Raw genomic sequence first — 23,741 nt, 5'->3', positions numbered from 1 at the left:
GAGCATCCAAACAGCAGCTTGTTGCCGGCCAGCCTGTCCTTTTCCATTCACGAAAAAAACGCCCGCCTCCGCATCTTATCTGCGAAGCCAGGCGGGTATCTCTCCTGCAAGCTATCATCTATCCATGCTGCGCTCCGCGCCAGTGGACGATTCCATTCCCGGGACGCGGAAGCTTCTCGCCCAATACAAAAACGGCGTTGAGGCTACCGACAGCAGCAGTTTGACGACATAGGTCGTCAACAAAATTTGAATCCATACACTCCATCCGTAATAGCCAGCAAACGCGATCGTGCAGAAGACGAGCGAGTCGGCCAATTGGCTGATTCCTGTGCTCCAGTTACTGCGAATCCATAGCTGGCCCGACTTGGGATACCGTTCCCGCAGCATGCTGAACAGCTTGACATCGAGAAATTGACTGACGAGATAGGCCGTCAGGCTTCCTGCGGCGACCCGCGGCATCAAGTCGAAAATATGCGCCAGCGACGCCTGCGCCGTCTGGGCAACCTCATCTCCCTGAGGAATGAAGGCCAGGGCCATCTGCATAATAATCGTCGTCATGATGAGCATGAAAAATCCGAACCAGACCGCACGGCGCGCTTCCTTCGGTCCATATTTCTCGTTCAGCAGATCCGAGGTCATGAAGAGGCTGGCATTGGCCGCGTTCCCCAGCGTCATCACGATGCCGAACATCTCGATCGTCTTGCCGACCTGAATATTGGCGACAATGGTCATGACGCCGACCCAGGCGAACAAGCCGTTCTTGCCGAACAAGCGGTAGCACAGCAGAAAAAAGCCGAAATTGGCAAGGACAAACAATATCCCCCATATAAAATTAAACATTCGCTATTCCCCCTAGTTTTGATTACGCGGGATGGTTGCGAACCGCGGTGTGATGGCACACAGGGGTATACTTTACCATAGACCAGGTCAATTGCCAATGCCCAAAACTCACTGCTGTCCCTCCCTCTCTCGTCGGCCGGCAGGCCCGCTGGACGGGGGAAGTGCTCGGCGGAGAGCGGCCGCCGTAACGGCCACCGGCCATCCAGGCAAGGCTCCCGCCTAAGCAGAAGAAGCACCTGCCCCTAAAGAGGTGGGAGATGCTTCTGATTGATGTACCATTGATTGATGCACGATTGCTTGATGCGTGATTGATTCATACAAGAAGCTTTATTTGGTGCTGTACACGAAAGCCTTCTTAAATATGCCGCTGTGCCAGCACGAACAGCAGCAGCGCCGGAGCGACCAGCATCAGATTGCCCGCCACCAACACATTCCACGCACTGATGCCTTCCATCTCCTTCAGCATCGCAATGCCGACCGGCGCCCGCCCCAAAAGGAAGCATTAACGCCCACATCGTGTTAATCAGATTCGACCCGCTCATCTACACATAAATAGGAAGGAACACGACCAGCGACGGGATCATGAGCGCCAGCAGCACGAGGCTGAACAGAAGTCCCTTCCTTTGTAAAGGGTTCCTGCATTTCGTGCAAATAAATGATGAAGCCGCACAGCAGCGAAGCGATGCAGCCTCGAGAGGAGGATTGCGGCATCGGCGAGCGCGCAAATTCTGCAAACGGTGGTTTGCCCGGCCTGGAAATGGTGTATGGTGTATATATGGTAATAAGCTGCAGCGAATAAGCATTGCGGTTTCGTTCCCGATTGTATAAGATGGGAGAAAGTTCGAAACAATAAGAAAAAAACATAAGAAAAAACACATTTTTAATAATTTTAAATTTCGGGGTTGACTGTGACTTATATCACATCTAATATTTGGTCTTGATGTTACAATCATGGTGTAAAACTGTTAGTTAAATTTTTCACAAAGTATTTTTGAATAATGAAAAGGTGGGGACCGGTTATGAAAAAGAAACTTGCATTGCTCTTGTCTGCTGTATTGGTCGTAGGTATGCTGGCAGCCTGTGGAGATAAGAAAGAAGACACTTCGGCTGCGCCAGAGACGGAGACAACAACTCCGGCACCGGAGCAAGGACAATTTAAAGATGGCACATACCATGCCGAAGCTGGTGACTTCGATGAGAAATCCGGTTGGAAAGATACATTGGATATCACTGTTAAAGACGGTAAAATTGCAGAAGTGAACTGGGACGCCGTGAACAAAGAAGGCGGCCAAACGAAAAAAGAACTGGGCGAAGAGTACGGCATGAAGAAAGCCGGTTCCGAACTGGAATGGAACGAGCAAGCGAAGAAGATGGAAGAGGAGCTGCTTGCGAAGCAAGATCCTGCCGCCATCACTGTAAAAGACGATGGCACGACGGATGCAGTCGCCGGCGTATCCATCCATGTCAACGGCTTCGTGAAGCTGGCTGAGGAAGCTCTCGCTTCGGCTAAGTAATCTGGCTTCGATTCAGGATTGAATATAGAGCTCCGCAGTAAGAGAGTACGGTGGCCTACGGGTACAGATGACGCTTGATGGCCTTCCCCCTTGCTCTCCTGCTGTCGGGGCTCCCTTCATGATATGGTTTAATTTTGAACCAACGCAATTCATACTACATCGTTACGCAGGGGTGAAAGCATGAAAGAGATCGTTGTGTTGGGCGCAGGCTACGGCGGCGTCCTGACGGCGAAGAAGCTGGCCAAACGCTTCAAGAAGGATGAGGATATCCGCATTAGGCTGATTGACCGCAAGCCGTTCCATACGATGATGACCGAGCTGCACGAGGTCGCTGCAGGACGGGTTGACGAAGATGCCATCAAGATGGACCTGAAGAAAATTTTCGCAGGCCTCAAGGTGGAGATCGTCCTCGACGAAATCACGAACATTGATTTTAAGGGCAACAAGCTTCAGGGAAAACGTGACACGTATAAGTACGACCATCTTGTTATCGGTACCGGTTGTAAGCCGTCATTCTTCGGCATTCCGGGTGCAGAAGAGCATTCCTTCTCGCTGTGGTCGTTCGAGGATGCGGTGAAGCTGAAGCAGCAGATCCGCCAAATGTTCATGGATGCTACGAAATTGAGCGATCCGGACAAGCGCAAGCAGATGCTGACCTTCGTCGTCGTCGGCGCCGGCTTCACCGGCGTGGAAATGATCGGGGAACTGGCGGAATACCGCGAGCAGCTGTGCAAGGAATTCTATGTCGATGAATCCGAAGTTCGTCTCGTCGTGGCCGATATGGCACCGAAGATTTTGCCGATTCTGCCGCAGAATCTTATCGACAAAGCGGATAAATATCTCCGCAAAATGAAGGTCGAGATCATTACCGGAACGAAAATCTCCGGCGTGACCCCGAACTCGGTTATTCTTGGCGAGGACAACGAGATTAAATCGAGCACGGTCATCTGGACGGCCGGGGTCGAAGGATCCGATCTGGTCGGCAATCTCGACGTGCAGCAGCAGGGCCGCAAGCGCATTTTGACCAATGACAAGCTGCAGTCCGTTGATTATGACAATGTGTATGTTGTCGGCGACAACATCTTCTATATTCCGGAAGGCGAAGAGCGGCCAGTGCCGCAAATGGTCGAGAACGCCGAGCACTCCGCCGGCCTCATCGCCCACAATCTCGTATGCGACATCAAGGGCGGCACGCAAAAATCATATAAGCCTACCTTCCACGGCACAATGGTCTCCATTGGCGGACGCTATGGGGTTGCCGCCGTCGGAACGCCGAAGAAGCTGTTCCATTTCTCCGGCTTCCTGGCCATGTTCTTCAAACATATGATCAATATCGTGTACTTCCTGCAAGTACTCGGCTTTAACAAGATTTGGACTTATTTGATGCACGAGGTCTTCCATATCGAGAACCGCAGAAGCTTCGTTGGCGGCCACTTCTCCAAGCGTTCGCCGAACTTCTGGCTCGTGCCGCTTCGTATCTATATCGGTGTCATGTGGTTAATGCAAGGTTGGGAAAAGGCGGCGAAACTGCTGAAGGATCCTTCCCAAATGTTCTTGATTCCGCCGAAGGCAATGGATGGCGTCACGGCGGCTACGGAAGCGGTAGATGCGGTCCATTCGACCGTAGACGCCCAGACGGCCGCATCGGCCGTAGAGGGAGCAAGTACGGCTATCAAGGCCATTCCGGTGCCGGATTTCCTCAAAAGCATCGTCGATTGGTCGATGGATCTGATGTTCTATACGAGTGACGGCGGCTACACGACGATGGCTTATCTTTTCCAGGGCTGCATGGTAGCGGCTGAGGTTATCTTCGGCATTATGCTGATTCTGGGCTTGTTCACGGCGATCTCCGCGATCGCAACATGCGCGATGGGCGTCATGATCTACACGTCCGGCATGGCTCCTTACGAGATGTTCTGGTACTTCTTCGGCGGCATCGCACTGATTGGCGGTTCCGGCAGCACCTTCGGCTTGGATTACTACCTGTACCCTCGCCTGAAGCGAATCTGGAAGAAGATTCCGATCGTGCGCCGCTGGTACCTGTATACCGATTAATCGGGACCCAGGCGATATAACATTCATTGACAACGGCAAAGTAATGTGTCCCTGTGTCACATTACTTTGCTTATTTCTACAGGGAAGCGGGGGGTTCCCATGAACCGGCAACTTATGAAGGACACGATGCAGATGCTTGAGCAAGAGCTTCCGCCGCTGGCTGGCATCCACATAACGGCAGGCTCGGACGAGCGCTACCTGTCCGATATGGCCCGGACGCTGGACGCTTACGATATGACGGCGCAGGAACGGCGCGTGCTGTTAGGCTGCTACTGGCTGCTGCGTCAAGCGATGCGAACGCATCACCATGTTCCCCAAGATGAGCGTCTGGCGGGAAAGGCGGTGCTGGACGGCGACTTCTTGCTCAGTCTGTACTACCAGTTCGCCGCGCGTCAGGGGTTAACCGAACTGATAGCCGAGATGGCTACAGTCAACAAGCGGATTCAGATACGGCGGGCAGAGGGAAAAGGAACGGAAACGGAGCTGCACCGGAAGATGTCCCGGTTCCTGATGAAGCGTTACAAGCAGGTCGCGTATGAAGTCATTTGACGGCACGCTGCATGAACGCCTGCATATCCCGCTCGCCCGCATCAACCGCGACCTGGAACGAATTGTGCTGCATGACCCGGATGTATCCTCCCGATCCATCGTCGCGCTCAGCGTCATGGATCTCATCCGCGCTGGAGGCAAGCGTCTGCGGCCGATCATGACGATCGTCGGCAGCCGGTTCGGCTCCCGTCCGGAGGCGGACAGCGTCTATCAATTGGCCGCGATGGTCGAAATGGTTCACGCCGCCTCTCTCGTTCACGATGATATTCTGGATCAGGCTGAGACGCGGCGTGGACAGCCTGCCCTGCATCACAAGACCGGCATTTATTCCGCGGTCCATATCGGGAATTATATTATGTGCCGCGTCATGGAGCTCGCCTCCGCTAAAGGGCAGGAGGCAGAGAAGTATATTCACGAGTTGGCCTCGGTCACGACGACCCAGCTCTGTCTCGGAGAATATCAGCAGATGGAGCAGCGCTTCAATCTCGATATCTCGCTCGAGGCCTATTGGGAGAAGACCCGGAACAAGACCGCCCTGCTGATGGCCACCTGCCTGGAGCTGGGCGCCAAGGCCGCCGACGCCGACCCGGATGTCGTGGAGAGCCTATACCTGTTCGGCGAGCTGCTCGGCATGGCCTTCCAGATTCGGGACGACATCATGGACTTCACGGCGACCGCCGAGGAGTTGGGCAAGCCGGCAGGCACCGACCTGCGGAACGGTCATGTCACCCTGCCCGTCATAATGGCGATGAAGGACGATGCCACAGCAAGCAAGCTTCGCCAGCTGCTGCGCCCGGACGCCTCCGAAGCGGTACTGGACGAGGCAATCGAGCTCGTCCGGCAGAGCGGCGGCCTGAAGGAAGCACTGGCGGTGAGCCACCGGTTCATGAAGCAGGCCTGGGACGTGACGGAGCAACTGTCCGCATTTCCGGCACATGCCGACCTGCGCACGCTATGGTCCTATTTCGAGGCGCGGACATATTGACCCGTACCCGGCAGAAGCCGAATCTCTTGGTTACAAGAGGTTCGGCTTTGTTGGTTTCCCGAATAATTCAACTGTTTACTCTTTTGTCCATTGGGGCAAGGTGGTATTATTATGTTATTGCGCGCAGCCTGTCTGCCAATCGCAATCTGCATCTTAGATGAAGGAGGATCGACAGTGAAACCTCGGCGATTTGTATTAGAAGCCGTTATGCTAGCGGTATACGGCCATTTATTCGAGCCCCGGCGGCCAGTTGAATATGTAATCCCTTATACCACGATCATGGAATTGTACGAGATGCGTCAGGAGGGTGAGCAGGTGATGCCCGACCCGGAAGAAGACGTATTGGCCAAGCAGCAGATCGAACAACTGATCACCTATTTCGAGAGCGAATTGAACAAAAAGAAGATCGAACGGGCCTTAACCGCTCCTTGGCGGACCAGCCCTCCCCTTCTCTTGCGCGACAACGTCTCTTGCGTCATCATCAACGCGATGGACAACGCGCGCTACGGAGAACTGTTCGATCCGGTGGAGACGGAGCTCATTCTGACCTCCATGCGCGAGCAGGCTCCTTTGTTGACGGATCAGTTCGAATTTGTCAGCCGGCTCATCGCCAATGAAGTGCCGATTCCGATCTATGACATCGATGATTTCGAATATGCCGTCGAACAGGAAGACTTCCCTGACGACACCGGCATCCATTAGCACCAGCCCGCCCCTTAAGCTAGCAAGAGGCGGGTTTTTGCATGGGAAGGGCGTTAACGCTTAAATAGCTCTTTGTTGTATTCCTCCTTGATATTGCGGTATACCACCTCATTCTGCTTGGAGTACCCCGTAATATCGACAGGGTTTCTTTCAATCCGATCGCTAACTGCAATCACGAAGCGAGTATCGTTGTAACGAATAGGTTTGAGCTCCTCCCGCATTTCTTGTGAATCCACCGCTTTCACTGTAATATGGTCGATCGCTTCGTCATACAGGATGGAGGTAAACATAACGCTCCCATTCTTTGAACTCGTATGCCAATACACTCGTTTTCTCTCTGGCGTCCCTCTCGGAATATAAAGATGATTAATAATGGAATCCCCTGGTTCGGAATAGAAAATATGCGTATAATAATGATTATCCGTGATAAACGTGACATGATATGAGTTGATGTCATACGTTACGAGGGAATCCTGATTGAGCTGATACTTGGAGCCGACATACGATTGGTACGGCGCTATCGGATCTCGCTTCATCAGCATGATGGCTGCGCCGATGAGGATAGCCACGAGAATAATGCAAGCGGTGAACAGGATGATTCTTCTCTTGTTCATCACGACCACCTTTCTTCCCAGAAGAAAAAAAGAGGAGTCCCCCTCCTCTTTAAAAACTCATGTAAGTACTTTTCTCACGTAACCAATAATCATAATCTTTATTAAAGCCAATACCTACAGACCAGGGACCAACGCTTATAGTCCACATTAATGCGCGAGCAGGCTCCGTTGTTGACGGATCAGTTCGAATTTGTCAGCCGGCTCATCGCTAATGAAGTGTCGATTCCGATCTTCGACATCGATGATTTCGAATATGTCACCGAACAGGAAGACTTCCCTGACGACTTCGGCGCCCGCTAACTCCAGCCCGTCCCTTATGTCAGAATTGCCGGTTTTTTGTATACATCCGACCTTACTTGAACAAACTTTTGTCGTATTTTTGATTCACGTTCTTGTACACGACCTTATTCTCCTTGGAGTATCCTGTAATATCGACAGGGGATTGCTGGATTCGATTGTCAACTGCAATCACGAAGCGGTAGTTATTGTACTGAATCGGGTGCAGTTCCTTGCTCATCTCCCGCCCGTCCTCTGCCTTCACGGTAATGCGGTCAATCGCCTCGTCCAGCAGGACAGAGGTAAATATGACGCTGTCTTGACGTGCGCTAAGGTGCCAATGCACTCTTGCATCCTCTGGTGTCCATTTCGGAAAATATAGATATTTAATAATATCATGGTTGGCATCCGAATAGAACACAAGCGTTTCCCCGTTGCTATCCGTGAAAAAATCGACATGATGCGAGTTGATCGTATACGTCACGCGGGAGTCCCGGTCTAGCTGGTGCATGGAACCGGCACGCGACTGAAACGGCGCTATCGGATCGCGGTTTATTATCTTGATGACAACGACGGTGAGAATAACAGCAAGAATTAAGAAACCCGCGATCAGGGCTCTTTTTCGCTTGTTCATTTGGACCACCTTTCTTTAGTAAGCAGAAAAAAGAGGAGTTTCCTCCTCTTTAAAAACTCATGAAAGTAGGTTCGTCAAACTTCCAACTCTCGGATTCATTTGCAATGCCAATACCTATTGAAAATGGTCCAGCACTTATACTGTTAACATATGCTCTGCCCCATGTGTGTGCTACAGTCACTTTAAACGAAATCGTTGTTCCAGGTCGCGGATAACCATCCGTAAAATTAAAATGATACCACATTAAATGTCTATATCCGTTATATTGCCCAAACTTAGGAGGATTGACTCTTGCAACTTGGACCGTATCTTGAAAAGAGTATGCTGCACCTCTCCTTTCTATTTCCTTATCTGCTCTATATGACCAATCCGTTTCAGCCAGGGTACCGTGCGTTATTGTGTAAAACTTTGGAGAGATAACATTTATATCGCGATGCAATGAGAATAATCCTATTCCGTCTTTCCCTCCAACATCTATCGTTCCGTGGCAGGAAAGCGGACATTGTACATCATTGTAGAAGTTGGTGTTTATCCACATTCCCGCCATTTCAATAACATGCAATCCCACTTTGGAATCATAATAGATTGTAAGCTTATCCAGTGCATAATCTCCTTTTGTAGATAAAGGAGTAACTGATTGCTCCTCCTCTTGACTAACCTTGATAAAACCCAATTTTTGATAGCCCTTCTCCATCTCTTCAAGTTCCGCTTGTGCAGATAAAACTTGTTCCGATTGCATTGTAAAGTGCTCTGACATTTCATCCAGTTTTGCTTTCGCCTTTGCAACCGCCAAGAAATGCCTTCCAACCTCTTCACTTCTCTTCTCAACTATTAGTTCTTCTTCTTGTGAAAGGTTCCCTTTGTTTACTCGTGAACCATTTTCAGTTATGTTTCCTTGTGCAAAGACTGTGCTGGAGATACAGAGCATGGCAACTAAAAAAAACATAATGATTTTTCTCATTTCCAACCTTCTAATACAGATATTTCAATAACAGTATATTGAATGACCTGGGTAAAATATATAGGCCTTTGCTCCCATCATTTGGTTAATGAGGTTAACATTTCGCTAATGCCGTAAAGGGCGATTAACAAACTGTTTCTAAACAGTCATCTCACATTTAACGCTTTCGCCACTTGTATGGTAAATTGAAGTCAATCAAGTTAGTTAGTTGAATAACTAATAAAGGTGAACGTAATTTTCTGCAAGGAGGGAGCTTGACATGGCCAAGCCGAATATCGTCTCCCGCGACATGCTGCTTGAAGCGGCCCGGATCTGTATCGCCGACCGGGGACCGGAGCGAACAACGCTGCGGGCCGTCGCGGAGCAGGCGGGTGTGACCCAGGGGACGGTATTTTATCATTTTCGGACGAAAGAGCAACTGATGATGGAGGTGCTACGGGGCTGGTGCGAATCATCCTGGGCCGAGATGCAAACCGAATCGGCAGTGCGCGATCTGGCGGATGCGTTGGCAGCCGCACGCAGCCGCTGCGGCTTCGATTCCCCGTACCATCGCCTCTTCTTCGCCATGGTGGCGCACAGTCTGCATCAGCCGGCGATGCAGACGCCGCTTCGTCAGCTGCTGGCGCAGGAGAACGAGCAATTGGCGAAGCTCCTGGAGAGCCGCATCGCCCAGCCGAGCAGCACAGAGGAAGAGAGCGGAAAGGCGGCGGAGCGGCCGAAGGCTAGGCAAGGCGCTCTGTCTCCCGGGCGGCTGGCGCCGATTCTGAACGCGCTCATCGATGGAATTGCGCTGCAGGCGCTGCTGGACCCCGAATACCCGGTCGATCAAGCATACCGCGATGCGGAGGTATGGATACGGGCCATGCTGGGTAAGGATGTGCCCTGAAAGTTCGAGTTGAGCAGCATTTCATTGCATAAAAGAGGATGGAGCTATGCGCTGGTTTATCTTATGGGGATGCCTAGTCTGGATCGGGGCGACTGCCTCGTTCCGCTGGTTCGGCGGCTGGCTGATTCAACCGGCAAATCCAGGGTGGATGGTACTGTTCTACTTACTCACGATACCGATTGTCGCGGCCATTGCGGTGCCGGGGATGCTGATATTATCAGTCTCAATTGGTATTCGTCGCTCTTTCCTTCGATGCCCCTTACCTATGCCCCCGCCTTCGCCGGCTGGCTCATGTGGGCTTACGGACTCATTCTGTTAAGCGGCTGGGCGGGTATCAGGCGGCGCCAGAGAAGTCAATAGACTATTTTTCCGAGCTAAAAATATCGATGCCAAGTTCAGCTAGCACGTCTATAGCCTCTCTTACGGGGAGCTTGGGCAAAGCGAATTCGTTAGCGATGACCTCTTCGATCTCGGCAACAGAATGCAAGGTGTGCTTATCAATCCTGCCGTCTGAAAGACGAATGCCGAATTGGTTGTTAACTAAGGAGACGCTTCTGCCCTGATTCAACTGCCAGAGCTGGCATCTCAGAATGGTCATGAATGTCGTGCCCGCCCTAGTAGATTTCAAGATAATATCATGGAACTCTTCGATTTCGCGTTTTTGGTTGCTATTAAAATGCCACTCTTCCCCGTTCTGTTTGCCTTGCGTATACCTGACATATTTATAGCGGCCTGTGTCCGGATGGACGGGTTGGATATGAACTTTATCATCACCGAATTGGGACGTTAAGGAGATTGCTCTCAAACCTGACAGGCTGAAAAATGGGGGCGGCAGCCCCGCAGTCCACATATACTCGCTCTTCCGGGAGCTCTACCAGAATCCCCATATGTTCGTTGCCAAGCATGACATAATCGCAAGCAAAGTTTAACTGCATTAATAATTCACGCAGATTATAGTTTAATGTATAACATGTACCTCCGAAATGGGAATCGAAATGGTGCTGAACCCACGTTTCAACCGGAGGAATGATAAAGCCATTTTTGTGCCGATCTCGAAAAAAGAGTAATTTGCTTATATTCTCAAACGGCAGCGCAGATAAATGAGAGCGGCATATTTTAAATGTTCTAACCAAGCCGCCATATCATCCTGTCTCCCCTCGCCTATGATTTGGAATTGGCATCATTATAGAGAAGATATCCAAAAACTTCAAATTAGTAGTATTCGCGCCAGCAGGCCTTGAGTTCAGCACAAAAGAAAAACACCCTTCGCGGGTGTTGGTTCTTATGCGTGGGTGAACGTCTTGTGAGTTACTTAGTCCCCTTTTGTCCACTTCTATGTGGGCACATCAGGACCTTTCCACACATAGAAGACGATGCCGGCGTTCTCCTATTTCTATGGCTGTAGCAAGCAATACTGACGATTTCGCCGAAGCTCGTCCTCATCTCTGAAGCGCCAATATATCAGAGCAGAAAGAAGTCAGCCATCGTACAAAACAGAATCAGCATGCTGATGACCTGATTCAAGTTGTAGGAGGCCACGTTCATCCGCTTCCGGTTACTCGGCCGGACGATGCGGTGCTCGACCGCCAGCAGCACGGCGGAGATCGCGATGCCCGTCAAGTAGAGCCAGCCCAGCCCCCGGATGAAGAAGAGGGCGAACAGCACCGCCAGCATGATCGTATGGAGCGAGCGGGCGATGAACAGCGCATCCTCATAGCCGAACAGGCTTGGCACGGACCACAGTCCCGTCTTCCGGTCGAACTCGATATCCTGCGTCGCATAAATAATATCGAAGCCGGCAATCCAGAGCATCACCACCAGGCCGAGCAGGAATGGCGTCAAGGCCAGCTTGCCCGTAACGGCGAACCAGGCGCCCACCGGCGCTGACGCAATCGTGAAGCCGAGATACAGATGGCAGAGCCATGTGAACCGCTTCGTATACGAATACGAGCAGATAAGCACGATCGCGACCGGCGACAGCCAGAGGCAGAGCGGATTCAACATGCCTGCCGCGAAGATGAAGACGGCGAAGTTCAGCAGGATGAACGCCGTCACTTCCCGCTCCTGAAGCAGCCGCTGCGGCAGATGGCGGTGGGCCGTCCGCGGGTTCGCCTCGTCGTATTCCCGGTCAGCCAGCCGGTTAAAGGCATTCGCGCCGTTCCGCGCCGCGACCAGCGCGATGAGCGACCACAGCACAACATGCGCGGACGGCAGACCGCCGGCGGCCCATACCATGGAGATAAGCGCGAACGGCAGCGAGAATAGCGTATGCGAGAACATGACGAGCTCGCCGAACAGCCGGGTCTTGCGGTACAGCTTCTGAATCCAGATCATTTCTGACTCCCCCAATATGCAATCATCCTGACTTCGGCACCAGAACAATCCCCAGAGCCAAGGCAGCCTGCATGAACAATCCGGTGCAGGCTGCGGCTCTGGCGGGAACATGCCTATGCATATATTGTCACCCCGGACAATACCTATACATACGTCCAATCCTGGCAACCTCCATGCCTCCATGCTGCCGGCGCCTGGAACCGACCGATGTGGCCGATGCGATTCCTGATTCTACGCTTCGATGCCGCCCAGAACATCATCCAGCGCTTCCAGCATCGCATCGATATCGCCCGCCTCAATGACGAGCGGCGGCTGGAAGGCCAAGACGTTGCGCCCGATGCCGTTCTTCCCGATGATGAAGCCGCGCTCCTTCATCGCTTCCAGCACGGCGTCGGTCAGCGCAGCGCTGTCCATTCCCGCGGCGCCCTGCAGCTCTGCGCCGAGCATCAGTCCGCGGCCGCGCACGGCCGCGATAACCTCATGCTTCTGCTGCAGCTCTTCCAATCCTTGCTTCAGCCGTTCGCCTAACCGGGACGCCCGATCGACGAGCCCTTCTTCCTCGATGTAATCCAATACGGCCAACGCCGTCGCGGACGAGACCGGATTGCCGCCGAAGGTCGAGGCGGACGGACGGTTGAAGCTCGCCGCAATCTCGTCGGTCGTCGCGAAGGCGCCGATCGGCACCCCGTTCCCAAGCGCCTTGGCCATCGAGACGATATCCGGCGCGATGCCGTCATAGTCGAGCGCGAACATGCGGCCGGTTCGGCCGAAGCCGGTCTGAATCTCATCCGCGATGAGCAGCACGCCATAGGCCTCAAGCAGCGCCTTCACTTCGCGGAAGTACCCTTCCGGCGGCACGATCATGCCGCCATTGCCCTGAATCGGCTCGACAATCATCGCCGCATACCGCTCAGGAGCCGCCTCGAGCGCCTGCTTCAGCGCCTCCAGGGAGCGCCGCTTCGCCGTCTCCGCATCGAGGCCGGCCTCGTGCGGCCGCGGAATGAACGTCACGCCGCCTTCATCGAGATGGTCGTCGGCCCGCCACATCGGCAGGCCGGTCACGCCCATCGTCAGCCAGGTGCGGCCGTGCAGCCCGTACTCCAGCGCCAGGAAATCGCGGCGCTTCGTATGCAGCCGGGCGAGCAGCAGTGCGCCCTCATTGGCCTCCGAGCCGCTGTTGCAGAAGAACGTGCGCGACAGCCGGCCCGGCAGGATGCCGTTCGCCAGCCGCTCGGCCAGGTCGGCCATCGGCTGCGTCAAATAAATCGTCGTCGTATGCTGCAGTGTTTGCAGCTGCTTCACCGAAGCCTCCGCGATGCGGGGGTTGCAGTGGCCGCAGGCGACGACGGACACGCCGGCAAAGAAGTCCGTATACCGGCGGCCTTCATGGTCGTACAAGTATTGCATGGAGCCGCGCACAATCTGCGGCGGCTCGCGGTAGAAATGCTGCGTGCACGGGTAGAAATAAGCCCGCCGCTTCGCCAGTACGCCCTCCGGCCCGATAAAAGCGCTCCCCTCTGCGCCGCTTGCCGGGTTGACTTCCTGCCGTTCGTTCCCGATGCTTGTCATCGCGTACCCGCTCCTTCCTTCTCCCCGGTTGCTTGCTTCTGATCCATCACTGCCTTTGCTTCCGTCGCTATTTTCGTTTGCGCTGGTGCCTTCAATTCCGTCGCTATGTTCGATTCGGCGGCAGGTTCCGCTTCCGTCTTCGCTTCCGCCGGCCCCTTCGGCTCTCCCATCGGGCGGTCGAATTGCAGCGCGCCCAGCGTATAGCCGGCATAGACCGGCTGCATGCCGCGATAAATATCCTCGCATCGTTCCAGCCCCTGCAGCGCCGTCCGGTAGGCCTGTACGATGGCGCGCAGCTGCTCGGCCGTATACGACTGCCCTTCAATCCGGAAGTGGTTCACTCCGGCGGAGTGGAGTTCGGCGAGGAATGGCATGTAGCAAAGCTCCTTGCACAAGGCGAGATGATTGCGGCCCCGGGCGTCCCGGTAGACCGGATTCTCTCCTTTGTCCGTCATCAACACGAGATAACGGTTGTCGACGTAGCGGTTATCCTCCTGGCTGATCGGCTCCAGCACCTCCGCATTCTCATACAGATCGAGCTCCAAATACATGACGACCGGAGACCCGTGCACGATCACCTCAACCGGAACCGGGCTCTGCTCCAGCAGCAAGCCGAGATCATGCAGCGGCAGCTCCAACGACGCCGTGACCCGCTCCAGACCGAAGCGCTCGTGATAGAACTCGGCCGAACGGGCGTTGTACACGTTCAGATTGACGTCCCCGATCAGCGGCAGGCCCGCGTCGCGGAAGCAACGCATCGCGCCTAGATTCGTGACGAGCAGCCCATCCAGACCACTGTGGTCCTGCGCCAGGGCATGGCTGTATTGCTCCATATGCAGCCCATCCATCATGCGCGGCAGGCCGAGGACCACCTTCGACTCGCCAGCGGCGCCTGCAATCCGTTCGATATCGCTCCGCGTGAATGGCCGGGCCGGCTGGAACACATCTCCCGCGAGATAGACGATATCGGCGCCTGCTTCCAGCGCAGCCTGCGCCTGCTCGGCATCGTTCACACGAACGGAGAGCTGCGGGCGTTCCGTCCGGCGGGCTGAGGTGCGCACCTCCCCCAGGGCAGCCTTCACTTGCTCGATGCGCTCCTCCTTCATCTCGCGTTCGGCGGTCGGAGTGCTGAATACTTTGCCCGTGCTGTAGAACTTGCCGGTTCCCTCATAACGGGTATTCAGATAATCCAGTCCCGGATTGCCGAACGCATAGGCAGTTGAGAAATCCCGCTTCCGGTTCTCGAACAGCTTGCGGCTGTCCTGTGAGCGCTCGAATCCGACCGGATCGGCGATATAACGGTCGATCGCGTCCCCGTAGCTGTTCACCAGCATGCAGAGGAACTCGGCGTCGCGCATCCGGCCCTCGATCTTGAAGGAGGTGATTCCCGCCTCGATCAGCTCCGGGATATGCTCATACAGGTTCATATCTTTGGCGGCCAGCGGATATTCGGTCGGGTACACGTTGCCGTCCTTCTTCACGCGGTATTCCCAGCGGCACGGCTTCATACAGCGGCCCCGGTTCGCGCTGTTGCCGAACAGCAGCGAGCTGTAGTAGCAGTTGGCGCCGTGCACCGTGCACATATCGCCATGGACGAAGTATTCGAACTCCATGCCGGTCTTCGCCTGCAGCAGCTGCGCCGTCCGGAGATCCATCTCCCGGGAAGCGACGATGCGCGTCACGCCAAGCTCCTGCAGCGCACGGATCATTTCCTCGTTATGCACGTTCATCATCACCGAGGCATGCACGGGAAGACGGTTCAGGTTCATCTCCTTAATCAGCGGAAAGACAGCCATATCCTGGGAGATAATCCCGTCCGGACTGACCTCGTTCAGAAATGACAAATACCGCTTCGCTTCCTCGATATCTTCGCCGTTCATCAGATTGTTGACCGTTACATAGATACGCTTGCCCCGTTCATGCGCCATCTCTGCGGCCAACCGAATCTCGTCGTAAGACAAATTGTAGCCCTTGCGCATCATCCGCATGTTCAGCGACGGCCCCCCGAAATAGACGGCATCGCAATTCGCCTCGATCACTTCTTTGAAAATTTCAAACGTGCCTGCCGGTGCCAGCAGCTCGACCTCTTTGCCGTGAAAATATCTAGCCATGCCCCGTTCCTCCTATCCCACATATCCATACTGTCTTACTGTCAATTTTATTTTTCCTAATTTTAAATATATCAGGCTTTGAAATATTTTATGTGATATTTTTCACTCAATAAACTGTAAATATAAATGTGGTGGTGATCGATACCGCTCCGATCACCACCACGATATGAAGAGCAGCAACACGAGGAACGACGCGATGAACAGCGTGTCCGGCGTCCGCCATACGAGCATGCGCAGCGACGTGCGCGGCGCATGCAGCACATAGCCCCGGGCCTCCATCGCCTGGACCAGCTCCTCGGCCCGCCGGAATGCGCTGACGATGACAGGCACCATCAGCGTCATGACCATCTTGCCCTTCTGGACGAAGGAGATCTCATGGAAATCGGCGCCGCGTGAAGCCTGCGCCTTCATCACCTTGTCCGCCTCCTCGAATAGGGTCGGAATGAAGCGCAGCGAGATGCCGATCATCATCGACCACTGCTGCGGCGATCCGCCGGCGAAGCGCAGCGGCTTCAGCACGCGCTCCAGGCCGAGGTTAAGCTCGACTGGCGTCGTCGTGAACGTCAGAATCGCGGTGAAGGTGACGAGCAGCGCCATGCGCCATACCGCGTACGCCCCGTAGGTCACGCCTCCGGTCGTAATATTGAGCTTGCCCACATTCACCAGCGAGTTGCCGGTCTTGTCGAATAAGATATAGAACAGGAACATGAAGGCCATGATGAACCAGAGTGGCCGCGACGCCCGAAAGTAACGGGTTAAGGAAATGCGCGAGCTCATCATCACAAGCAGGGCGAATCCGCTCAGCACCGCAAGCTCCGCGAACGCGTCAGCCATAATGACCGTAATCAGAAACAGGACCATCGCCACCAGCTTTCCCCGCGGATCCAGACGGTGAATCCAGGAATCGGCGGGGACATACCGACCGAGCATCATTTTCGCTTCCATCTGGCTAGTCCCCCTCCCTGCTGTCTAATGGGCGGTCTCCCCTTCCGGCCTTGCCCAGCCGCTCCGCGATCCAATCGGCCCAGTCCGCCGGATCGGCTGGCAGAGCGTCAAGTGGCGCGCCCGTTCTCTCCGCCACCAGCGCCGCGAGGCGCAGCGTGGCGGGAATCTCGATCCCGGCCGCTTCCAGCTCTTCGGGCCGGCGCATCAGCTCCTGCCGGCCACCCTGGAATACGATGCGGCCTTCCTTCATCAGGATGAAGCGGTCGGCATACGCGAACACTTCATCCAGGCGGTGCGTCACCATGACGACCGCCTTGCCCTGCTGCGCACACAATCCGTGCAGCAGCCGGAGCAGCTCCGCCCGGCTGATCGGGTCCAACGTCGCCGTCGGCTCGTCCAGCACGAGCAGCTCCGGATCGGAGGCGAGCACCGTCGCAATCGCGACCTTCCGAATCTGGCCTCCGCTCAGCTCGAACGGGCTGGCCTCCAGCACCGATGGCGGCAAGCCCACCATCGCGAGGGCCTCCCGCGCCGCTTCCGCAGCCGCCTCGGGCTTCGCCCCGAACTGAATCGGCCCGAACATCAAGTCCCGTTCGACCGTCTCCTCGAACAGTTGATGCTCGGGGAATTGGAACACGAGCCCGACCCGGCGGCGAAGCGGCTTCAGGCCGGATTGCTTCGCTCCGCCCTCGAAGGTATATTCCAGCACCTGCAGCTTCCCGAAGGTCGGCTGCAGGATGCCGTTGAAATGCTGCAGCAGCGTCGATTTGCCGGATCCGGTCGAGCCGAGCACGACCGTAAATCCGGAACCGACGGCAAAGTCCAAATCCTGCAGTGCATGGACCGGTGGCTGTCCCTGCGCAATATAATCGTAGGTTAATCGTTCAGCGTGCACGATGGCCATAAGGCGTTCACCAACTCTCTCTCGTCATTCGTCGAGGCCACCGCTACGCCGCGCTCCCGGAGCGCTTGCGCCACCGACCAGACGAATGGGGCCTGCAGCCGGCAGTCCCGCATCAGCGCCTCATCCGCGAACAAAGCCTCGGGGGTGACATCCGCCGCAATCTTCCCGTCCTTCAGCACAATCGCGCGATCGGATGCCATAATCTCTTCCGCGTCATGCGTAATCGATACAATCGTATATTTCCCGGTCGCATGAAGCTCCGTCCAATAGGCCGTCATCTCCCGCTTGGAGCGCTCGTCGAGCATCGACGTCGCCTCATCGAAGATGAGCACCTCCGGCTCCAGCACCATCATGCCAGCGATGGCAGCCCGCTGCTTCTGTCCCCCGGACAGCTGCGCGGGGTGGCGGTCCAGTAGAGGCTCGACGCTGAACCGCCGTGCCGCCTCCGCCAGCCTGCGCTCCATCTCCGCATGCGGAAGACAGCGGTTTTCCATGCCGAAGGCGATGTCGTCCCGTACCGTCGTCGCGAAAAATTGATTGTCTGGATTCTGGAACAAGAAGCCGACGCGGCGGCGAATTTCCTCCAGGCTGGCTTCGGACAGCGTCAGGCTGGCCACCTCGATGCGGCCAGCCTGAGGCAGATGCAGCCCGTTCAGCAGCTTCACCAGCGTCGACTTGCCGGAGCCGTTCGGGCCGACAATGGACACCCACTGCCCCTGCGGAATGCGGAGGGACAGATCGTCGAAGAGCAAGCGGTCCGTCCGGTACTGGTACCGAACGCCGGACAATACGACCGCGTCATGCACCCCGTGGCCGTCCGGGCCGCTGTCGTGGATAGCACCCGCCGTAGGCGGGGCCTGTCCCGGGGTCCCCGGCATTCCGTTCGCCGGGATATCCGAAGCGAGCGCCTGATTCCGATCAAGCGCCGCCTGCCGGTTCTCATCCGCCGCCGAGCTGTCGATCTGCGGCGTCAGCTTGTCGAAAAGCGGCAGCTTCGCCAGCGCCGCCACAATGTACTTCACGGCAATGCCGATGAAGACGCCGGTGACAACGCCGGTAATAAGAAGCACCGGCAAGTAGTAAAATATATTCGCAGTGCGAAATACAATATACGCGGCCGTCAACTGGCCGGCATTATGCGCCGCGCCGCCCACCACGGAGATGCCGATGAGGCTGACGTGATCTTTTCCGACTTTCAAGATGGCATACATGACGATGAAGCTGAACAGCGATCCGAGGAAGCTGAACAGGAATGCGGAGAAGGTCCCCAGCATCAATGTCATGAGCAGCGTCTTCAGGACGACCAGCATCAACGCATCGCGCCCGCGCAGGAAGTAGAGACAGGCGAGAATCATCACGTTCGCGAGCCCCAGCTTCGCTCCCGGAATCGGCAAAATCGTCTGCACAGGCAGCATCGCTTCCACGAAGCCGAGCACGACGGCGACCGCGCTGAAAATCGCGATAATAACCGCCCTCTTCAAGGCGTCCGAAGACGATTCCCCCTTCCGCAAGGCGGGGCTACTGTACGACCGCATCAAGCTCATCCTCCTCTGCGCCGCCCTCGCTTACCAGCTCGACGAGCACACGATGAGGAATGCAGACGATCGTGCTGTTCGGACGGGTCACGAAGCCAAAGGACAGGCATACTTTATCCGGGCAATCGGCATCGAACATTTCGATCCCATGGTCATGCACCTTCAATATATTTATTCCTTTACTTGTTTCCACTTTTATAATCTGCTCTTCTTTTGTCAGTTCTACTTTTTGATACAATTCTCCGTCTACCGTAATATTGGCAAACACCTTTGAATTGTGCAAATTTTCACTATCTTGTTGAAACAGCCATTTCGGCACAAGAAACGCCAGCGCCGCGATGACAATGACTCCGATGAGAATCAGGTCTCCACGTTTCATTGTAATGACTCCTTGGATTAAATTTGAATAGTTTATCTTTTGCCATTATACATCTCTCATCCCTCATCAGCAATGAACTTCCATGTCCATCCGATGACATCTGCGCCGAATCACCTGCCCTAGCGGATCGTAACTGCCTTCCTTGCAACTCCATCCGTAACTGTTATAATAAGCGTGTTCCGCAAGCGAGCTTCACCGTCACGGGAAGCCGGCGTGAACCGTATATCTAGTCAGTTTATCCGAACGGGGGAATTGAGAATCATGACACAACATCGACGGCTGCCACTCCGAAGCTGCCTCCTTCTGCTCGTGGCCTTCGTCCTCGTGCTTGGCGGATGCGCCAAGGGGAATGCGACGAATGCCGGATCCGCCTCCGGGGCGTCTTCGATCAAGCAGCAAACGTATTTTATTTTCGATACGATCGTGACGGTCAAAATATATGATGAACGGGCGGGAGACGCCCAATTCAAAGACATTGAAGCGATCCTGAAGGAGATCGACCATAAAATGAACCGTCAGGACAAGGAGAGCGAAATCTCTAAAGTCCAAGCCGCTTCCGGCAAGGAAGCCGTGGCGGTCTCCCAGGATACGTTCGATATTATCGCCACCTCACTGGACTATGCCAAGCGCACCGGCGGCATGTTCGATCCGACAGTCGGCCCGATCGTCGATCTGTGGGGCATCGGCTCGGAGGATGCCAAGGTTCCCGATTCGGCCGAATTGAAGCAGAAGCTGGAACTGGTCGACTACCGGGATGTCACCCTCAATCCGGACAAGCGGGAAGTGAAGCTCGAGAAGGAAGGCATGGAGCTTGACCTCGGCAGCATCGGCAAAGGCTATGCCGCTGACCGCATCGCGGATTATTTGCGCGAGTCGGGATTCGAGAGTGCGATCGTCGATCTCGGCGGGAACATTTTCGCTGTTGGGCCGAAGCCGGGCGGCAAGGATTGGATCATCGGAGTTCAGGATCCGGATGAGACACGCGGCAATCAGATCGGCAAAATGACGGTACAGGACAAAACAATTGTCACCTCGGGCGTGTATGAACGGTATTTCGTCGAGAACGGCAAGCATTATCACCATATTCTGGACCCGATGACCGGGTATCCGATCGAGAATAATCTGAGCAGCGTCACCATCGTGACAAGCAGCTCGACTCATGCCGATGCGCTGTCCACCTCGACGTTCGCTCTCGGACTGGACGAAGGGATGAAGTTCATCGAATCCAATCCGGAAGCTGAGGCCATTTTCATCACGACCGATCAGAAAGTATACTGCACGCCGGGCATTAAAGATATCTTCGAGATGACGAATAGCACTTACACTATCGTCAAGCAATAGTCGTCTCCTGCCTGTGTTGATATGAAGGGGTGCACCTGGCCTTCTCCGGCCGGATGGCACCCCTGTTGCATTTGCAGCATTTGCAGGGTACACGGTACCCGTACATCGACGTTCGAAGCCCTGCCTGCGCACCTCTTTACCTAAATCGCGGACAGCACAGCGCCGGTCGCGATGCGATGGAAGAACGGAGAGTGCGAGACGCGATGCTCTCCGACCGGATCATTCGCATTGAACGGCAGACGTTCCGCCTCCAGCTCCTCAAGTTTGTCCACCCGGCCCTCCACATAATCGAGCAGCCGCTCCTCAGCCGACTGCAGCCGGGCCAACACCCCGCCGTAGCGGATGTCGAGCACTTCCCAGCCGAACGGCTTGCTCGTCGCCATCCACAGCGCGCGATGCGCCTTACGCGTCAGATCCACCTGCGCGCGAACGCGCGGAATAACGCTCTCCGCAAGACTGCGGAGCTTCTCATGTTCCCGCGCCCGGTAGGCGGCGGTCACCTGCAGACCGAGCGTGCCCTTCATGGCCAGTGTCTCAGCCAGCTTTGCATAGAACCCGAACACCCGCTTATGCGTGCCCGCAGCTTGCACTTCGGCCACGGCAAGCCGTTCGGCCAGCTTCGCATAATGCGCCGGCAGCGCCGTCTCCAGTTCGCCTTCCAGATCTTTGTCGAACAGACCGATTAACGTATCCTGCCAGAGCAGGAACTTGGACGCGTTCGAGCTGTGCATATTGTTCTTCGTCACGCCCGGCGTTTCGTCCAGATAGGTCAACTGCCAGTAATCGTCCAGACGCTGGCCGGTGCAGAGACGGAAGCGCTCCGTCAACGCGGCCTCGTCCACTTCGCCATCCGTGTACCCGTGCTCGGCGAACAACTGCAGCCCCGGCAGAATCGTCAAATGGTTCGTCTCCTGCCCATTATCCCCCCATGCCGTCGCGAATACTTCGCGGATGCCCTTCGCCTTGCACGCCAGAAGCGCCGGATTCGTGTTCTGCCATGTCTTGCCGTAGTTCGGGCTCATGCTGCCCCACAGCCAGACGCCGCCAGCGAACACCGGATCCGACCCGAGCGCGCGGTGCTTGTCGAGGAAGTTCTCATAGAACTTCTGATCGTCATGGTAATAGTCCCAATAGACGAACTGGACGCCTTTCGGAATCCGAGCCACTGCATCGCTGGAAAATTCCAGATCCAAGTCGTAATAATGGCCTCCGTTATTCATCAGCAGATGGAAATACATATCGCTCCACATCATCGGCTTCAAGCCATGCTTTTCGGTAATCTCCAGCACTCGCCGCAAATGATCGTTCATAATGTCGAACCGTTCCCGGAAGCCGTGCTTGAACAAGTACCGCCCAAGCCCGAGTCCGAACGCCTCGTCCATGCCGATATGGATCCGGTTCGAACGAAGCGGCTTCGAGGCGGCCGCGATCATATCCTCAATGAAGCGGTAGGTGGCCTCGGATCCGGCCAGCAGCACATCCTCCGTATCGCGCAGCTCTTCAGCCTCATCCCATTTCAGCGCCTGGGCAAGATGCCCTAGCGTCTGAATGCACGGCACCACCTCGATGCCGAACTGGGCCGCGTAATCGTCGATGGCCCGCAGTTCGTCTGTGGTATACCGTCCGCGCATATACCCGAAATAGGGCCGCTCCGGCACCTCATACGTATCTTCCGTATAGAGCATGATGCCGTTCAAGCCCATAAGCGCCATCGATCGCAGCAATTCCTTCAGCATAGCCAGATGGGGAACAGCGTTCCGCGAAGCGTCAATCATCGCCCCGTTATACGTGAATTGCGGCCGCTCGACAATATGGAACGTCCCGCCCTGGCGATAAGCTTCCACGAACCGACCCAGCGCCCGGAAAAAATGGATCGGCTCCGCATAACGGATCAATCCGGTGCTCCCGTCCCAGGACACCATCAACTCCCCGGTGGCCTGCTCAACCTGTATAGCTACCGCATCGGGAGTGGGATTCCCTCCCTCAATTATTTCCACATTAAGCAGCTGCCGCAGTTCCAGGATACCGGGCATGAAGCGGTCAACATCGCCGCTGAAATGAATCTGCATCCTCGTGTTCCTCCTCTAGTTGTATAAATCTGCACCGTTCGGGTCAGTGTAAGCGGTAGGATGTGATTAGGATAGCGCTATCGATCCCGTTATGCAACCGCAGGCGTCACCCATTGCTCCAAATACACGCCAGATATGCCTGCTGAGTCGTGAGGAGAATGGCTTTAGAAACTGCGGGGGCTCTCCCGCCTCTTTGTTCCATTATCCCTAGTACTCCGCTTGGAGCCTGAACCGATGGGATGATGACCATAAGGAGCGCAAGACCTCTACCGCCTCTTTGTTCCACTATCCCCTACACTCAGCTTGTACCCCTGAATCGATGGGATGATGACAATAAGGAGCGCAAGACCTCTACCGCCTCTTTGTTCCACTATCCCCTGCACTCAGCTTGTACCCCTGAATCGATGGGATAATGACAATAAGGAGCGCAAGACCTCTACCAACGCCTGAACCGATGGGATAATGACAAGAAGGAGCGAAAGGCCTCTACCGCCTCTTTGTTCCACTATCCCCTACACTCAGCTTGTACCCCTGAATC

24 protein-coding genes are annotated in these 23,741 nt (G+C 55.2%); 9 read left to right on the top strand and 15 right to left on the bottom strand.

Annotated elements, in window-relative coordinates; all coding sequences use genetic code 11:
• Positions 1-114: 114 nt before the first annotated feature.
• From DQX05_RS27885 to DQX05_RS30410, 3 genes are all read right to left on the bottom strand, one after another.
• Positions 115-840, bottom strand: coding sequence for a queuosine precursor transporter (locus tag DQX05_RS27885; RefSeq protein ID WP_119796541.1), 726 nt, complete (start codon positions 838-840; stop codon positions 115-117).
• Positions 841-1,195: 355 nt separating this feature from the next.
• A complete protein-coding gene (locus DQX05_RS31210; protein WP_182914939.1) occupies positions 1,196-1,333 on the bottom strand; it encodes a hypothetical protein in 138 nt (45 codons plus the stop codon).
• Between the two features lie 26 nt (positions 1,334-1,359).
• Complete coding sequence (locus DQX05_RS30410) at positions 1,360-1,704, bottom strand: hypothetical protein (RefSeq protein WP_147385241.1); 345 nt, start codon at positions 1,702-1,704, stop codon at positions 1,360-1,362.
• A gap of 155 nt (positions 1,705-1,859) precedes the next feature.
• On the opposite strand from DQX05_RS30410, the gene DQX05_RS27880 reads away from it, so the two are divergent.
• From DQX05_RS27880 to DQX05_RS27860, 5 genes are all read left to right on the top strand, one after another.
• A complete protein-coding gene (locus DQX05_RS27880) occupies positions 1,860-2,354 on the top strand; it encodes an FMN-binding protein (protein ID WP_119796540.1) in 495 nt (164 codons plus the stop codon).
• Positions 2,355-2,534: 180 nt separating this feature from the next.
• Positions 2,535-4,409, top strand: a complete 1,875-nt coding sequence (locus tag DQX05_RS27875; protein ID WP_119796539.1) for an FAD-dependent oxidoreductase — start codon at positions 2,535-2,537, stop codon at positions 4,407-4,409.
• Positions 4,410-4,508: 99 nt separating this feature from the next.
• The gene (locus DQX05_RS27870; protein ID WP_119796538.1) at positions 4,509-4,958 is read left to right on the top strand and encodes an adenylate kinase and related kinase; all 450 of its coding nucleotides are present in this window, start codon (positions 4,509-4,511) and stop codon (positions 4,956-4,958) included.
• Entirely contained in the window at positions 4,945-5,943 is a 999-nt protein-coding gene (locus DQX05_RS27865) for a polyprenyl synthetase family protein (protein ID WP_119796537.1), read from the top strand. The genes DQX05_RS27870 and DQX05_RS27865 overlap by 14 nt, the downstream gene beginning before the upstream one ends.
• A 174-nt stretch (positions 5,944-6,117) precedes the next feature.
• Positions 6,118-6,645, top strand: a complete 528-nt coding sequence (locus DQX05_RS27860) for an ADP-heptose synthase (RefSeq protein WP_244194336.1) — start codon at positions 6,118-6,120, stop codon at positions 6,643-6,645.
• A gap of 53 nt (positions 6,646-6,698) precedes the next feature.
• On the opposite strand, the gene DQX05_RS27855 is transcribed toward DQX05_RS27860, so the two are convergent.
• Positions 6,699-7,259: a hypothetical protein gene (locus DQX05_RS27855; protein ID WP_147385240.1), complete on the bottom strand. Its 561-nt coding sequence runs from the start codon at positions 7,257-7,259 to the stop codon at positions 6,699-6,701.
• A 171-nt stretch (positions 7,260-7,430) separates the two neighbouring features.
• Between DQX05_RS27855 and DQX05_RS27850 the strand changes: the two genes are divergently transcribed.
• Entirely contained in the window at positions 7,431-7,559 is a 129-nt protein-coding gene (locus tag DQX05_RS27850; RefSeq protein ID WP_259392273.1) for a hypothetical protein, read from the top strand.
• 52 nt (positions 7,560-7,611) lie between these two features.
• On the opposite strand, the gene DQX05_RS27845 is transcribed toward DQX05_RS27850, so the two are convergent.
• Both DQX05_RS27845 and DQX05_RS27840 read right to left on the bottom strand, forming a co-directional pair.
• The gene (locus DQX05_RS27845; RefSeq protein ID WP_147385239.1) at positions 7,612-8,169 is read right to left on the bottom strand and encodes a hypothetical protein; all 558 of its coding nucleotides are present in this window, start codon (positions 8,167-8,169) and stop codon (positions 7,612-7,614) included.
• A gap of 49 nt (positions 8,170-8,218) precedes the next feature.
• Positions 8,219-9,130, bottom strand: a complete 912-nt coding sequence (locus DQX05_RS27840) for an OmpH/Skp family outer membrane protein (protein ID WP_119796534.1) — start codon at positions 9,128-9,130, stop codon at positions 8,219-8,221.
• Positions 9,131-9,389: 259 nt separating this feature from the next.
• Here DQX05_RS27840 and DQX05_RS27835 point away from each other — a divergent pair, with 259 nt between their 5' ends.
• Both DQX05_RS27835 and DQX05_RS33475 read left to right on the top strand, forming a co-directional pair.
• Positions 9,390-10,016: a TetR/AcrR family transcriptional regulator gene (locus tag DQX05_RS27835; RefSeq protein WP_119796533.1), complete on the top strand. Its 627-nt coding sequence runs from the start codon at positions 9,390-9,392 to the stop codon at positions 10,014-10,016.
• A 63-nt stretch (positions 10,017-10,079) separates the two neighbouring features.
• A complete protein-coding gene (locus DQX05_RS33475) occupies positions 10,080-10,376 on the top strand; it encodes a DUF5367 family protein (RefSeq protein WP_119796532.1) in 297 nt (98 codons plus the stop codon).
• Position 10,377: 1 nt separating this feature from the next.
• Here the strand turns inward: DQX05_RS33475 and DQX05_RS27825 are convergent, their stop codons facing one another.
• The 8 genes from DQX05_RS27825 to DQX05_RS27790 form a co-directional block, all read right to left on the bottom strand.
• A complete protein-coding gene (locus tag DQX05_RS27825) occupies positions 10,378-10,866 on the bottom strand; it encodes a hypothetical protein (RefSeq protein ID WP_119796531.1) in 489 nt (162 codons plus the stop codon).
• 611 nt (positions 10,867-11,477) lie between these two features.
• A complete protein-coding gene (locus tag DQX05_RS27820) occupies positions 11,478-12,350 on the bottom strand; it encodes a UbiA-like polyprenyltransferase (RefSeq protein ID WP_119796530.1) in 873 nt (290 codons plus the stop codon).
• 231 nt (positions 12,351-12,581) lie between these two features.
• Positions 12,582-13,919: an aspartate aminotransferase family protein gene (locus tag DQX05_RS27815; RefSeq protein WP_182914938.1), complete on the bottom strand. Its 1,338-nt coding sequence runs from the start codon at positions 13,917-13,919 to the stop codon at positions 12,582-12,584.
• On the bottom strand, positions 13,916-16,030 hold the full coding sequence (locus DQX05_RS27810; protein WP_119796529.1) for a peptidase U32 family protein: 2,115 nt from the start codon (positions 16,028-16,030) through the stop codon (positions 13,916-13,918). Before DQX05_RS27810 ends, DQX05_RS27815 begins: the two co-directional genes overlap by 4 nt.
• A 153-nt stretch (positions 16,031-16,183) precedes the next feature.
• Complete coding sequence (locus DQX05_RS27805; RefSeq protein WP_119796528.1) at positions 16,184-16,975, bottom strand: energy-coupling factor transporter transmembrane component T family protein; 792 nt, start codon at positions 16,973-16,975, stop codon at positions 16,184-16,186.
• A 4-nt stretch (positions 16,976-16,979) separates the two neighbouring features.
• Entirely contained in the window at positions 16,980-17,879 is a 900-nt protein-coding gene (locus tag DQX05_RS27800; RefSeq protein WP_119796527.1) for an ATP-binding cassette domain-containing protein, read from the bottom strand.
• Positions 17,852-19,414 (bottom strand): Gx transporter family protein, encoded by a 1,563-nt coding sequence (locus DQX05_RS27795; RefSeq protein WP_119796526.1) that lies wholly within the window; start codon positions 19,412-19,414, stop codon positions 17,852-17,854. Before DQX05_RS27795 ends, DQX05_RS27800 begins: the two co-directional genes overlap by 28 nt.
• On the bottom strand, positions 19,398-19,793 hold the full coding sequence (locus DQX05_RS27790) for a NusG domain II-containing protein (protein WP_119796525.1): 396 nt from the start codon (positions 19,791-19,793) through the stop codon (positions 19,398-19,400). Before DQX05_RS27790 ends, DQX05_RS27795 begins: the two co-directional genes overlap by 17 nt.
• A gap of 261 nt (positions 19,794-20,054) precedes the next feature.
• Here DQX05_RS27790 and DQX05_RS27785 point away from each other — a divergent pair, with 261 nt between their 5' ends.
• A complete protein-coding gene (locus tag DQX05_RS27785) occupies positions 20,055-21,134 on the top strand; it encodes an FAD:protein FMN transferase (RefSeq protein ID WP_119796524.1) in 1,080 nt (359 codons plus the stop codon).
• A 140-nt stretch (positions 21,135-21,274) separates the two neighbouring features.
• Here DQX05_RS27785 and DQX05_RS27780 read toward each other — a convergent pair whose 3' ends face one another.
• Entirely contained in the window at positions 21,275-23,203 is a 1,929-nt protein-coding gene (locus DQX05_RS27780) for a beta-N-acetylhexosaminidase (RefSeq protein WP_119796523.1), read from the bottom strand.
• Positions 23,204-23,741: the final 538 nt, after the last annotated feature.

Source organism: Paenibacillus thiaminolyticus (genome assembly GCF_003591545.1).
Classification (GTDB): Bacteria; Bacillota; Bacilli; order Paenibacillales; family Paenibacillaceae; genus Paenibacillus_B; species Paenibacillus_B thiaminolyticus_A.
The sequence above is the reverse complement of the archived record's forward strand: the minus strand, read 5'-3'. Positions and strand labels throughout refer to the sequence as shown.